General features: G+C 74.1%; 9 protein-coding genes. 3 read left to right on the top strand and 6 right to left on the bottom strand.

The genetic code is table 11. The features are described 5' to 3' along the window. Position 1: 1 nt before the first annotated feature. Genes ACYVID_RS14630 through galE form a run of 6 tightly spaced genes read right to left on the bottom strand, consistent with a single transcriptional unit; the run spans position 2 to position 10,925 of the window. Complete coding sequence (locus tag ACYVID_RS14630) at positions 2-2,764, bottom strand: DEAD/DEAH box helicase family protein (RefSeq protein WP_460738269.1); 2,763 nt, start codon at positions 2,762-2,764, stop codon at positions 2-4. Further along, positions 2,764-5,754, bottom strand: coding sequence for a bifunctional [glutamine synthetase] adenylyltransferase/[glutamine synthetase]-adenylyl-L-tyrosine phosphorylase (locus ACYVID_RS14625; RefSeq protein ID WP_460738267.1), 2,991 nt, complete (start codon positions 5,752-5,754; stop codon positions 2,764-2,766). The genes ACYVID_RS14630 and ACYVID_RS14625 overlap by 1 nt, the downstream gene beginning before the upstream one ends. Then, on the bottom strand, positions 5,751-6,458 hold the full coding sequence (locus ACYVID_RS14620; protein WP_460738266.1) for a type 1 glutamine amidotransferase: 708 nt from the start codon (positions 6,456-6,458) through the stop codon (positions 5,751-5,753). Before ACYVID_RS14620 ends, ACYVID_RS14625 begins: the two co-directional genes overlap by 4 nt. Before the next feature lie 13 nt (positions 6,459-6,471). After that, positions 6,472-7,812 carry a glutamine synthetase family protein gene (locus tag ACYVID_RS14615; RefSeq protein WP_460738264.1) on the bottom strand — a complete coding sequence of 447 codons (1,341 nt, stop codon included), beginning with the start codon at positions 7,810-7,812 and terminating at the stop codon, positions 6,472-6,474. A 9-nt stretch (positions 7,813-7,821) separates the two neighbouring features. Next, the gene (locus ACYVID_RS14610; RefSeq protein ID WP_460738262.1) at positions 7,822-9,873 is read right to left on the bottom strand and encodes an NAD(+) synthase; all 2,052 of its coding nucleotides are present in this window, start codon (positions 9,871-9,873) and stop codon (positions 7,822-7,824) included. A gap of 38 nt (positions 9,874-9,911) precedes the next feature. Further along, entirely contained in the window at positions 9,912-10,925 is a 1,014-nt protein-coding gene (gene galE / locus ACYVID_RS14605; RefSeq protein WP_460738260.1) for a UDP-glucose 4-epimerase GalE, read from the bottom strand. Positions 10,926-11,047: 122 nt separating this feature from the next. Between galE and ACYVID_RS14600 the strand changes: the two genes are divergently transcribed. From ACYVID_RS14600 to panB, 3 genes are all read left to right on the top strand, one after another. Then, on the top strand, positions 11,048-11,548 hold the full coding sequence (locus tag ACYVID_RS14600; RefSeq protein ID WP_460738258.1) for a VOC family protein: 501 nt from the start codon (positions 11,048-11,050) through the stop codon (positions 11,546-11,548). A 775-nt stretch (positions 11,549-12,323) separates the two neighbouring features. Further along, on the top strand, positions 12,324-12,611 hold the full coding sequence (locus ACYVID_RS14595) for a hypothetical protein (protein WP_460738256.1): 288 nt from the start codon (positions 12,324-12,326) through the stop codon (positions 12,609-12,611). A 99-nt stretch (positions 12,612-12,710) separates the two neighbouring features. Further along, entirely contained in the window at positions 12,711-13,580 is an 870-nt protein-coding gene (gene panB / locus ACYVID_RS14590) for a 3-methyl-2-oxobutanoate hydroxymethyltransferase (RefSeq protein ID WP_460738254.1), read from the top strand. Positions 13,581-13,701 lie beyond the last annotated feature (121 nt).

Below are 13,701 nucleotides of genomic sequence, written 5' to 3'. Positions count from 1 at the left end.
CTCAGGTCCAGTGGCGGCGCATCACGGTCGCGACGTCGAACGGGTCACTGCCGCGCTGGGCCGCGAGCACCCCGGCACCCTCGGGCGAGCCGGTGTAGAGCGCTTCCCCTCCCCCGACCCAGTGGTCGAAGGCGCGCGCGTACGCGGCCGCGCGCTCGGCCCGCACGCCGAGCACGGTGGGGACCGGGTGCCACACGGTGCCGTCCGGCTCGAGCAGCCGTCCACGGGCCGCGGCGACCAGCTCGCTCGTGGGCCGGGGGCGGTCGAGCAGCAGGTGCCGCGGCACGACGTAGCGCGGCGACAGCACCGGCCCGAGCGCCTCGTCGAGCGCCCGGGCGAAGACCTCGGACTCCGGCTCGGGCACACCGGCGAGGCGGCAGCGGTACTCTCCCGAGGCGTCGACCTCCACCGCGAGCGCAGCCGCACCCGCGCCGACCAGGCCGCAGTCGTGGAGGGCGTCGGCCACGGCGCCGGCCACCTGCTCGACCGAGGGCGGCACCGCCGCGGCCGCGACCAGCGCGCGACCGCGGCCGGCCAGCGTCGTACGTCGCAGCAGCAGGGCGGCCACGAGCGCGACGGTGAGCACGACGAGCGCGACGACCGGCAGGTCCAGACCCGGCCCGAGCACGCCCGCGAGCAACGCGCCGCCACCGAGGACCGGCCCGCCCGGGGTGGCCTGCGGGACCGGCGGGCGCGGCTCGAGCCCGGCGAGGCGCACGGCGACCGGCACCGGGGTCGCGAGGGTACCCACCGTGCCCGCGCGCCGGGGGCGGACGCGGACCGTGCGGCCGGGCCGGTCGGCGTACGGCTCCCCCACGCGCCAGCGCTCGCGGATGCCGGCGCGGTCCTCGGCGCGCAGCACCATCCGGGCGTTGACCGCGTCGACCTCGCTGTCGGGCGGGGCGGCGTAGGGCGAGAAGGCGGGGTCGATGTGGCCCACCCCGTCGACGACCTCGCCGTCGGCGTCGACGCCGAAGAAGCCGGCGTGCTTGCGCACCAGCCGCAGCCAGTCGCGGTCGCCTTGCGGGTGCCGGTCGCTGACGCACACCACCGACCAGTTCACCGCGACCTTGTCGGGGTGGGTGGGGTCGGTGCGCAGCGCGCGGCCGCGGGTCTGGACGACAGCAGTCGTGGTCGTCACCGAGGTCAGGTCGACCAGGCCGCTGACCGAGCGGGCGTCCCAGCCCTCGCCGAGCAGCCCACGGGTGCCGACGAGCACCGTCGTGCCGCCCTGCTCGAGGAACCGGGTCACGTGCGGGACCCAGCGCCGGCTGGTCCACGGCCCCTCGAGCCGGTGCACCGCCCCGCCGGGCACGGTGGGCTCCGGGCTGACCCGCAGCGAGGCCGCGAGCCCGGCGTCGGTGGTGGCGACGTGCGCGACCAGCCCCTCCAGGGTGGGTACGCCGCCGGCGACCGTGCTTCCCGTCACGAGCAGCGCGTCGGAGCCCGCGGGGTCGCTGACCAGTGCCGCCAGCACGGCGTGCGCGGAGCCGGCCTGCTCCGAGAGCACCCCGCGCAGGTCGACCGGGAGCGTGGCGGTCGCGCTCTCGTGGTCGCAGAGCACCAGGAGCCGGCGTCGCTCCCCCAGCGCCTGCTGCTCCACCCGCGCGATCTCCACAGCCGCGTGCGTCTTGGCCTCCGAGCGGGCCAGCACCCGGTCGATCGGTGAGCGGCCGCGCCGCACGCCGTTGCGGGTCAGGACGTGGCCCACGGCGGGCAGCGCCCGGCGCACCCCCTCCAGGGCCGCGGCGTCGGCGGGGTCCTCGCTGCGCAGCAGGTGGCCGGTGGCCCAGTCCCCCACGAGCAGGACCCAGTCGTCGGCGCTCGGGTCGCGACGGTGCTCCTCGGTCGGCCGCGCACCCGGCGGCAGGGTCAGCATGCCGGCGTGGTGCAGGCGCAGCGCGGCGTCGGCCAGCCCGGGCTCGGCCGCGGCCAGCCGGGCCCACGAGGCGTCGGCCCCGGTGGCGGCGCCCGACGCGCTGCGCTCGACCAGCCGCCGGTCCAGCCACTCCAGGAAGGGCACGGAGCCGAAGCTCGGGTCGGCGAGGGCGGCGACGAGTTCGGCGAACCGCTCGGCGCTGGAGTCGACCCACGCCGCCTCGTGCGGGGTGGGCGGCACGAGCCACACCAGCTCGGCGAAGGGCGCCAGGTCGCCCTCGCGCACGACCGCGGGGATGGAGGCCTCGAAGACCGTGCCGCCGAAGAGGGTGTCCACCAGCTCGGCCTGCTCGCGGGTGAGCGCGGCGGGCGGGGTGGCGGTGAGGCCGAGCACCCGCGCGTCGGGCAGGTCGGCGAGCAGCTCGGCCAGCAGCCGGCCCCACACCTCGAGCAGGTGGTGACACTCGTCGAGGACGAGCAGCAGCGGGCCGGCGGCGCGCAGCTCCTCGACCCGGGCCCGGCCGTTCTCGTGCAGCCGCGCCACCTGGGACTGCTCCTCGCCCTGCTCGTCGACCTCCGCATCGGGGTCGAAGAGCGCGACCGCCTGGTAGGTCCAGGCGGTGAGGGCCAGGTCCAGCGCGGCCGCCTGCGCCTCCCACTGCCCGACGATCGCGGTGTTGGGCCCGAGCACGACCACGCGCTCGACCTCGCCGGAGGCCAGCAGCGCCTCCGCGGTCTCCAGCCCGACCCGGGTCTTCCCCGCGCCCGGCGGGAGCACGGTCCAGGCGCGTCGCCGGCCCGATGCCCAGGCCTGCTCCAGCGCGGTGAGCGCCAGCCGCTGGTGAGTGCGCAGCGGCGGCCGCCCGGCCTGCTGCCCCACAGCCATCAAGTCTCCCAGAAGATCCGGTCCACGACCGCGTGGGCGGTGCGCGTGTGCCGCAGGTGGTCGTCGACCATCGCCTCGGAGGAGCCCTCGGGGTAGCCGAGGATGCTCGCCACCGCCGCCCGCTCCCTCGGGTCGGAGGGCAGCTGGTCACTGGGCTTGCCGCGCACCAGGGTGACGGCGTTGCGGGTGCGACTGACCCGGCGCCAGGTCTGCTGCAGCAGCGCGGCGTCGTCCTCGTCGACGAGCCCGGCGTCGCGCGCGGCCGCGAGCGCCTCCAGCGTGCGAGGGGTGCGCAGCGCCGGCACCTGCCCGGCGTGTCGCATCTGGAGCAGCTGCACGGTCCACTCGATGTCGGCCAGCCCGCCGCGACCGAGCTTGAGGTGGGTCTGCGGGTCGGCCCCGCGCGGCAGCCGCTCGCGGTCCACGCGCGCCTTGATCCGCCGCACCTCCAGCACCTGGTCGTCGGTGATGCCGCCCTCGGGGAAGCGCAGCGGGTCGACCATCTCGGTGAAGCGGCGCCGCACGTCCTGGTCGCCGACCACGGCGTCGGCGCGCAGCAGCGCCTGGGCCTCCCAGACCTGGGACCAGCCGGCGTAGTAGGCGGCGTACGCGTCCAGGGTGCGCACCAGCGGGCCCTGGCGTCCCTCGGGGCGCAGGTCGGCGTCCAGCTCCAGCGGCGGGTCCCCGCCCGGGAGCGACAGCAGCCGGCGCAGCTCGTTGGCCACGGCCTGGGCGTAGCCGGCCGCGACCTGGGGCTCGGCTCCCGGCACCGGGTCGTGCACGAAGAGCACGTCCGCGTCGGAGCCGTAGGACAGCTCGAAGCCGCCGTAGCGCCCCATCGCGACGATCGCGAAGCGCGTCGGCGCCTCCTCCAGCCCGCGGGCCCGGCGCACGGAGTCCTCCACGACCTCCAGCGCAGCGGTCAGGGTCGCGTCGGTGAGCCGCGACAGGCCCGCACCGACCACGTCGACGTCGGTGAGCCCGAGCAGGTCGCCCGCGGCGATCCGGAACAGCTCGCGACGGCGTACGCCGCGGATCGAGCGGACCGCGGACTCCACGTCGTCGCGCCGGGCCGCACCGGCGCGCATCTCCTCGGTGACCACCTCGGCGCCTAGCGGGGAGAGGTCCTCGCCCAGCATCCGCACCCCGGCGGGCTCGCGCTCGAGCAGCATCGTGGCGTAGCGGGAGGTGGACAGGACCGCGGCCATCCGCTGGGCCACCTCGCCCTCGTCGCGCAGGGTGGCGAGGTACCACGGCGTGCTGCCCATGGCCTCGCTGATCCGGCGGAACCCGAAGAGCCCGGCGTCGGGGTCAGGGCCCTCGGCGAACCACTCGAGCATCGCGGGGAGCAGGGCGCGCTGGATGTGGGCGGCCCGGGAGACACCGGCGGTCAGCGCCTCGAGGTGACGCAGCGCCGCGGACGGGTCGGCGTAGCCCAGCGCGGCGAGCCGGTCGCGTGCCGCCTCCGGCGACAGCCGCGCCTCCTCGCCCGGGATCCGCGCGACCGCGGAGAGCAGCGGGCGGTAGAAGAGCTTCTGGTGCAGCCGTCGCACCTCGACCCGGTGGCGCTGCCACTGGTCCTGCAGCCCCGCGGCCGAGCTCTTGAGGAAGCCCATCGAGCGGCCGAGCCGGCGCAGGGCGTCCTCGTCGTCGGGCACGACGTGGGTGCGCTGGAGCCGGTGCAGCTGCAGCCGGTGTTCCAGGGTGCGCAGGAAGGCGTAGGAGTCGTGCATCGCGACGCCGTCCTCGCGCCCGATGTAGCCGCGCTCGGTGAGCGCCGCGAGGGCGGAGAGGGTCGTGGGGAGCCGGATGTGCTCGTCGGCCTTGCCGTGGACCATCTGCAGCAGCTGCACCGCGAACTCCACGTCGCGCAGCCCGCCGGAGCCCAGCTTGAGCTGGCGCTCGGCCTCCTTGGCCGGGATGTGCTCCAGCACCCGTCGGCGCATCGCCTGGGTGTCCTCGACGAAGCGCTCGCGCCCCGCGGCGGTCCACACCAGCGGCTGCACCATCTCGACGTACTGCCGGCCGAGCTCGAGGTCGCCGGCGACCGCGCGCGCCTTGAGCAGGGCCTGGAACTCCCAGGTGCTGGCCCAGCGCTCGTAGTAGCCGCGGTGGCTCTCCAGGGTGCGCACGAGCGGGCCGTTGCGGCCCTCGGGACGCAGGTTGGCGTCGACCGGCCAGATCTCGCCCTCGCCGGTCGGGTCCGAGCAGGCCCGCATCAGCTGGGCGGCGAGCTGGGTGGCCGCCCGGTTGGCCTGGTCGGGCGGGGCGCCCTCGACCGGCTCGTAGACGAAGATGACGTCGACGTCGGAGACGTAGTTGAGCTCGTGGCCGCCGCACTTGCCCATCGCGACCACCGCCAGCCGGGCCAGCGCGGCGCTCTCCCCCACCCGCTGGCGCGCGACGGCCAGCGCCGCCTCGAGCGTTGCCGCGGCCAGGTCGCTCAGCTCGGCCGCAGCGTCGTCCACGCCGAGGTGGTGGGCCAGGTCGCGGGCGGCCAGGCGCAGCAGCACCCGGCGGTACTCCACGCGCATGGCGTCCAGCGCCTCGTGGTCGGCCAGGGTGGCCGTCGGCGTCGGGTCGGCCGGGTCGGCGCCGACGGCCCTCAGCAGCCCCTCGCGGACGGCGTACGCCGCGGGGCGGGTGCTGCCGAGCGTCGGGTCGACCAGCTCGCGCCACTGGTCGGGGTGGCGGCACAGGTGGTCGCCGAGCGCCTCGCTGGCGCCCAGCACGCACAGCAGCCGCATGGCGGTGCCCTCGTCCTCGACCAGCTCCGCGAGCAGGCCGTCGGGGTCGGCGTCCTGCTCCCCCGCGGCCTGGCGCAGCCGCACCAGCTGCTGCAGGGCCAGGTCCGGGTCGGCGGTGCGTCCCAGCGTCCACAGCAGCTCCTCGGCCCCGGCACCGAGCTGGGCCACGTGCTCGGCGGCCCGCTCGGGGTCGGTGAACCCCAGGCGCAGCAGCGCGCCCTTGGACGTGGCGTCGCGGCTCACGCGTGCGCGCTCCCGTCGGCGCCGTCCTCGCGCCGGCGCACCAGCCGCAGGAACGCAGCGGCGAGCGGGCGCCAGGCCGTGGCCAGCTCCTCGCCGGCGGCCCGGACCTCGTCGTGGGCCCGCACCGTGCCCGGCCAGCCCGCCACCACGTCGACGTCGGCCTCCGGGTGCCACTGCACGCCCCAGACCGAGGGGGCGTGCCGGGCGGCCTGGACCTCGCCGCCGGGGGCGGTCGCGAGCCGGGTGCCGCCGGGCGGCAGCACGAGCACGACGTCGTCGTTCCAGTGCACGCCGCGGCGCGGGTCGGCGAGCGCGGCCGTCAGGTCGTCGGCGGCGGCCGCCTCCTCCCAGCCCACCCGCAGCAACCCCTGCTGCGGCCCGGCGGGGTTGCGACGCACCTGTCCGCCCAGCGCGCTGGCCATCAGCTGGTGGCCCAGGCACACCCCGAGCGCGGGTACGCCGCCGGCCGCGGCCACCCGCACGAGCTGCTTGGTCGGGGCCAACCAGGCGTGGTCCGCGTCGTCGTCGGCGCCCATGTGGCCGCCCAGGACGACCAGGCCGGCGTGGCCCGCCAGGTCCGGGGGCAGCGGCTCACCGGCGTACGGGCGGCGGACGTCGAGGGTGGCGCCGTCCTCGACCCACCAGCGCCCCAGCATCCCGGGCGGGCACTCGTCCTCGTGCTGGACGACCAGCAGCGTGGTCATTCCGCGGCCCCGGTCAGATGACCGGGAGCATCCGGTCGCGCTCGAACGCCGAGACCTGCCCGCGGTACTCGTCCCACTCCGCGCGCTTGTTGCGCAGCAGGAAGTCGAAGACCTGCTCGCCCAGGGTCTCGGCGAGCAGCTCGGAGTCCTCGGCGATGGTGATCGCGTCGTTGAGGTTGCGCGGCAGCGGCTTGATGCCCAGGCTGCTGCGCTCGCGCTCGGTGAGCGACCACACGTCGTCCTCGGCCTCACGGGGCAGCTCGTAGCCCTCGTTGATGCCCTTGAGCCCGGCTGCCAGCACGACGGCGTAGGCGAGGTAGGGGTTGCACGCGGCGTCGAGGGTGCGCAGCTCGACGCGGGTCGACTGGCCCTTGAGCGGCTTGTACATCGGCACCCGGATCATCGCCGAGCGGTTGTTGTGACCCCAGCAGATGTAGGAGGGGGCCTCGCCGCCGAACATCATCCGCTTGTAGGAGTTGACCCACTGGTTGGTCACCACGGAGATCTCGTTGGCGTGGGTGAGGATGCCGGCGATGAACTTCCGCGCGGTCTGCGACAGGGAGTACTCCGCGCCGGCCTCGTAGAAGGCGTTCTCGTCGCCCTCGAAGAGCGACAGGTGGGTGTGCATGCCCGAGCCCGGGTGGGTCGTGAACGGCTTGGGCATGAAGCTGCCCCAGATGCCCTGGGAGAGCGCCACCTCACGGATGACGGTGCGGAAGGTCATGATGTTGTCGGCCGTCGACAGCGCGTCGGCGTAGCGCAGGTCGATCTCCTGCTGTCCCGGGCCGCCCTCGTGGTGGCTGAACTCGACCGAGATGCCCATCGACTCCAGCATCGTAATCGCCTCGCGGCGGAAGTCGGCGCCCTCGGACTGCGCGGTGTGGTCGAAGAACCCCGAGCGGTCCACCGGGACCGGCTCCTCGCCGTGCGCGGGGAGGCTCTTGAAGAGGTAGAACTCGATCTCGGGGTGGGTGTAGAAGGTGAACCCCTGGTCGGCGGCCTTGGAGAGGGTCCGCTTCAGCACGTGCCGCGGGTCGGCGTACGACGGCTCGCCGCCGGGCATCTCGATGTCGCAGAACATCCGCGCCGTGGCCGGGCCCTCGCCGCTGCGCCACGGCAGGATCTGGAAGGTCGAGGGGTCGGGCTTGAGCAGCATGTCGGACTCGAAGACCCGCGCGAAGCCCTCGATGGCCGAGCCGTCGAAGCCGATGCCCTCGGAGAAGGCGTTCTCCAGCTCCGCCGGGGCGACCGCCACCGACTTCAGCGAGCCGAGGACGTCGGTGAACCACAGCCGGACGAACCGTACGTCGCGCTCCTCGAGCGCCCGGAGCACGAACTCCTCTTGCTTGCCCATGGCCAGAGCCTAGTGGGGCAGGTCGCGCTCCAGCTCGCGCAGCCAGGCCGCGGCGGACGCGTCCGAGGGCATCCGCCAGTCCCCGCGCGGCGACATGGTGCCGCCGGGGCTGACCTTCGGGCCGTTGGGCAGCGCCGAGCGCTTGAACTGGCTGGCGAAGAAGCGGCGCACGAAGACCTCGAGCCAGCGGTGGATCGTGGGGAGGTCGAACTCGCCGCGCTTGTCCTCCGGGAGGCCCGGGGGCCACTCCCCCTCGGTGCGGTCGCGCCACGCGTGCCAGGCCAGGAAGGCGACCTTGCGGGGGCGGTAGCCGCGACGCAGCACGTGGAAGAGCGTGAAGTCCTGCAGGGCGTAGGGCCCCACGGAGTCCTCGGTGCGCTGCGGGACGGCGTCGCCGACGGTCGGCACCAGCTCGGGGGTGATCTCGAGCGCGAGGATCTCGCGGAGCACCGCGGTCGTGTCCTCGGGGAACTGGCCGGAGTCGGCCACCCAGCGGATCAGGTGCTGCACGAGGGTCTTCGGCACGCCCGCGTTGACGTTGTAGTGCGACATCTGGTCGCCCACGCCGTACGTGCACCAGCCGAGCGCGAGCTCGGAGAGGTCGCCGGTGCCGACGACCAGGCCGCCGTGGTGGTTGGCCAGCCGGAAGAGGTAGTCGTAGCGCAGGCCCGCCTGGACGTTCTCGAAGGTGACGTCGTAGACGTGCTCGCCCGCGGAGTAGGGGTGCCCGAGGTCGGTGAGCATCTGCTCGGCGGCGGGGCGGATGTCGATCTCCGCGAAGGTGACGCCGAGCGACGCGCACAGGCGCGTGGCGTAGTCCTTGGTCTCCGAGGTCGTCGCGAAGCCCGGCATCGTGTAGGCCAGCACGTCGCTGCGCGGCCGGCCGAGCCGGTCCATCGCCCGCGCGGCGACGATGAGGGCGTGGGTGGAGTCCAGACCACCGCTGACGCCGATGACCGCCTTCGGCTGCCAGGTGTCGCTGCTCATGGCGCTCATGCGCTGCTCGAGACCGAAGACCTGGATCGAGTAGGCCTCGTAGCAGTCCTGCGCGAGCCGCGCCGGGTCGTCGGGCACGAACGGGTAGCGGTCGACCTTGCGGCGCAGCCCGAGGTCACCGGTGGGTGGGTCGAGCCTCAGCCGCACCGTGCGGAAGTCGTCGGTGCGCGCGGCGTGGGTGCGGCGGTTGTCGTCGAAGGACCCCTGGCGCAGGCGGTCCTGGCGCACCCGGTCGAGGTCGACGTCGACCACCGTGCGGCGCGGACCGTCCGGGAAGCGCTCGCTCTCACCGAGCAGGTCGCCGGCCTCGTAGACCATCGTCTGCCCGTCCCACGACAGGTCGGTCGAGGACTCCCCCGGCCCCCCGGCGGCGTAGACGTACGCCGCGGAGCAGCGGTGGCTGGCGCTGCGGGCCAGCAGGTGCCGGTCGTCGGCGCGCGCGACGGTGATCGGGCTGCCCGAGAGGTTGGCCAGGACCGTGGCGCCGGCCAGGGCCGCCTCGGAGCTCGGCGGCACGGGCACCCACATGTCCTCGCAGACCTCGACGTGCAGCACCAGGCCGGGCACGTCGGTGACGTCGAAGAGCAGGTCCGGGCCCAGCGGCGCCTCGCGGCCGGCGACCGTCACGGTCGAGCCGCGCCGGTCGTCACCGGGGGCGAAGTGCCGCTTCTCGTAGAACTCGCGGTAGTTCGGCAGGTAGGACTTCGGCGCCACGCCGAGCACCTCCCCGCGGTGGACCACTACCGCGCAGTTGAGCAGCCGGTTGCCGTGGGCCAGCGGTGCACCCACGACGAGCACGGGCAGCAGCTCGCGGCTCGCCTCGACGATGCTCGCCACCGCGGCGTCGACCTCGGCCAGCAGGGTGTCCTGCAGGTGCAGGTCCTCGATGGAGTAGCCGGACAGGCACAGCTCCGGGAAGACCGCCACCGCCACACCGTCGTCGTGGCACAGCCGCGCCTGCTCGAGGACCGCCGCGGCGTTGGCCGCCGGGTCGGCCAGTCGCACCGGCACCGTGCACGCCGCCACACGGGCGAAGCCCTGGGCGTAGGCGTTGTAGAAGTCCACGCGTGCAGTCTGGCAGGCGCCGGGCGGCGCTGCTTCGCTCAGTCGGGGTAGCCGTCGGGGTTCTGGGACTGCCAGCGCCAGGTGTCGGCGCACATCTCCTCGACCGTCTTCTGCGTGGACCAGCCGAGCTCGGCGTTGGCCTTCGACGGGTCGGCGTACGACGTCGCGACGTCGCCGGCGCGGCGGCCGACGACCTCGTAGGGCAGCTCGCGGCCCACGGCCTTCTCGAAGGCGCGCAGCAGCTCCAGCACGCTGGTGCCGCGACCGGAGCCGAGGTTCCAGGTGCTGATCGGCTCGTCGGTGGTCGTCAGCTTCTCCAGCGCGGCGACGTGGCCCGCGGCGAGGTCCTCGACGTGGATGTAGTCGCGCACGCCGGTGCCGTCGGGGGTGTCGTAGTCGTCGCCGAAGACCTGGAGCTTCTCGCGCCGGCCGACCGCGACCTGGGCGATGTAGGGCATCAGGTTGTTGGGGACGTCGGAGGGGTCCTCGCCGATGGTGCCCGAGGGGTGCGCCCCGACGGGGTTGAAGTAGCGCAGCAGCGCGATCCGCATGTCCGGGTCGGCGACGGCGATGTCGCGCAGGATCTGCTCCTGCATGACCTTGGTCCAGCCGTAGGGGTTGGTCGCGAAGGTCGGGCGGTCCTCGGTGGCGCCGGCCTGGTCGGTGCCGTAGACGGTCGCGGAGGAGGAGAAGACCAGCTTGTCCACGTCATGCCTCTGCATGGCGCGGACCAGGGAGAAGGTGGAGCCCAGGTTGTTCTGGTAGTAGTCCAGCGGCTTCTGGACGCTCTCCCCCACCGCCTTGTAGCCCGCGAAGTGGATGACGGCGTCGATGGTGTCGGTCGCGAACAGGTGCTCTGTCTTGTCGATGTCGGTCAGGTCGAAGGCGTGCACCGGGATGTGACGTCCCGTGAGCGCCTCCAGCCGGCCCACCACCGTCGGCTTGGCGTTGGAGAAGTCGTCGACCACCACCACGTCGTGACCCGCGGCCACGAGGGCGAGGACGGTGTGGGATCCGATGTAGCCGGCACCGCCGGAGACCAGGACGCGCATGGGCGGGAACCTAACCCGTGCGGGTGTCCGGCACCGAAAACGATGAGTCCGGGCGGCGGGTCGGGTCTGTGCTGGTGACCTGCCTCCCTGCTTCGTCCGCCCTCTCCCGCCAAGGAGCCACCGTGCCGCTCACCACCTCCTCCATCACCCCGTGCCTGTGGTTCGACGACCGGCTCGAGGAGGCCGCCGCGTTCTACACCGCGCTCTTCCCACGCTCCTCCGTCGGCACGATGACGCGGTACGGCGACTCCGGGCCCGGCGAGCCGGGCTCGGTCATGGCCGGCGAGTTCACCCTCGACGGGCTCACCTTCCGCGCCATCAACGGCGGGCCGATGTTCTCATTCACCGAGGCGGTCTCCTTCGCGATCTCCTGCGCCGACCAGGCCGAGGTCGACCACTACTGGGACGGCCTGCTGGCCGGCGGGGGTGAGGAGTCGATGTGCGGCTGGCTCAAGGACCGCTTCGGCCTGTCCTGGCAGGTGGTCCCGGTCCGGCTCTACGAGCTGCTCTCCGACCCCGACCCCGCCCGCGCCTCGGCCGCCCAGGCCGCCATGCTGGGGATGCAGCGGATCGTCGTCGCCGACCTCGAGGCGGCGGCCGACGCCGCGGGGGCGCGCCGGTAGGTCAACGCCGCGGGGGCGCGCCGGTAGGTCAGGCGGCGGGGAGCCGTCGACCCCAGATCCGGGGCTGGCACCTGCGGCCCGTCCGCTCGGGCCTCGGCGCTGTCGCCGCCCGCCCTCGCGGTGGCACCACCATCGTCAGCGCCTGTGCCGCTCTCGGCGATGTGCGGTGCGGCAATGTGCGGTGCGGCGAGGAACGCGACGGCCTGGACGCGGAGCTGGTCCATCGTGGGGCCGGTGTCGTCGGGGCCGGTGGGCTCGGGCAGGTGGTCGTGCAGACGGTGGGCCAGCGTGGTCACGGCGTGGTCGAGGGCGTCGATCACCGGCACGGGCCCGCGGACCATGAAGGTCGCCGTCCCCGTCGTCTCCTCCCCGGCGAGCGAGCCCGCCGAGCGCCTGAGCCGAGTCTGGCCAGACGCCGGCCTTGGCGGGAGTCTCTAGTAGCCCAGATTGATGCGGGTCTGATCGTGGAGGATCTGGTGCGCCAGGTAAACCAGATCTTCCACGGTGATGTCGGGCGCCAGCGGAGACCTGAGAGCGGCACCCGTTCCCACCCGATCGGCGCGCGCAGCGCGGGTCTCCCAGCCGCGTCACACCGCCGCGTTTCGTTCACAAGCGGCGTGGGCGATCCGGGCGAACCTGCCGGGGTGTCGGCGGCGCGCTCAAGGCGGCGACCGGACAACAGCAACCTCGGAGGTGAAGGACCGGGTTCGCCGGGGCGAGTACGTGGGGAGAGCACCACGCGCACCGGCGCGACAGCACGTGCGGCGGCGGTCCCGTGACCACCCTCGACCAGACCCGACTGGCAGTGCATCTCTCGGACGCGCACCACACGGCCCCCTCCCCCGACCAGCCGTACGCCGTCGTGCTGGACGGCCGGGCCGCGACCGACGCCCGCCCGACCCTGTCCACGGACCCCTTCACGTGGGTCCGCGCACGGATGGGCCGGCGCACCCGTGTGGAGGTGCTCGCGCTCGACTGGTCCGCGGACCCCACCGACGTCCTGCCCGCCCTGTTCGTCTTCGGCCCGAGCGCGACCCCGCTCGGCGAGCAGCCCCCGTCGTGACCACGACCACAGGTGCCGGAGGGCGGTCCCGGCCCTAGCCTGGTGAGCAGTCCGGGGACTCCAGCAGGGAGCCACGAGATGTCACGAGGGAGCTCGACGATGAGCAGCAGCACTCCGGAGGAGACCGCGCCCTACGGCAGCGGGACGCCGGCGACGACGCCTGGGGCCGCACCGGCGAAGCGGGTCCGCACCCACCACCTGCGCGAGATGAAGCAGCGCGGCGAGAAGATCACCATGCTGACGGCGTACGACATGTTCACCGCCGCCACCTTCGACGAGGCCGGGATCGACCTGCTCCTGGTCGGGGACTCGGCCTCCAACAACGTGCTGGGCAACGAGACCTCGCTGCCGATCACCGTGGACGAGCTGCTGCCGCTGACCCGCGCGGTGGCCCGGGCGAGCAAGCGGGCGATGGTCGTGGGCGACCTGCCGTTCGGCTCCTACCAGGCCTCGCCGGAGCAGGCCTACCTCACCGCGGTGCGGTTCATGAAGGAGGCCGGCGCGCACTGCGTGAAGCTCGAGGGCGGCACCGAGATGGCGCCGGTGATCGAGAAGCTCACCCAGGGCGGCATCCCCGTGATGGCGCACATCGGCTTCACCCCGCAGTCCGAGCACGCCCTCGGCGGCTACCGCGTCCAGGGCCGGGGCGAGAACGCCGACCGGGTGCGCCGCGACGCCAAGGCGGTCGAGGCGGCCGGTGCCTTCGCGGTCGTGATGGAGATGGTGCCCGGCGACGTCGCCGGCGAGATCAGCCGTGAGCTGGCGATCCCCACGATCGGCATCGGCGCCGGCAACGGCTGCGACGGCCAGGTGCTGGTGTGGCAGGACGCCTTCGGGCTGCGGACCGGGAGGATGGCGCGCTTCGTCAAGCAGTACGCCGACGTGCACCAGGTCCTGCTCGACGGTGCCCGCGCCTACGCCGAGGACGTCAGGGCCGGGACGTTCCCCGGGCCCGAGCACACCTTCTGAGGACGCCTGCCCCGAACGCACGGAGGGCCGTCCGCCTGCGCCCCCCCCCCTGCGCGGCGGACGGCCACTCGTGTTCCCCCGGTCCTCGAGCCGGTCCACCCCGGTCCGGCTCGACGTCCGT

The sequence above is a fragment of the Nocardioides ginkgobilobae genome, from assembly GCF_054781275.1.
Note: the sequence above shows the minus strand (reverse complement) of the source record. Positions and strands in the feature narration are given on the sequence as shown.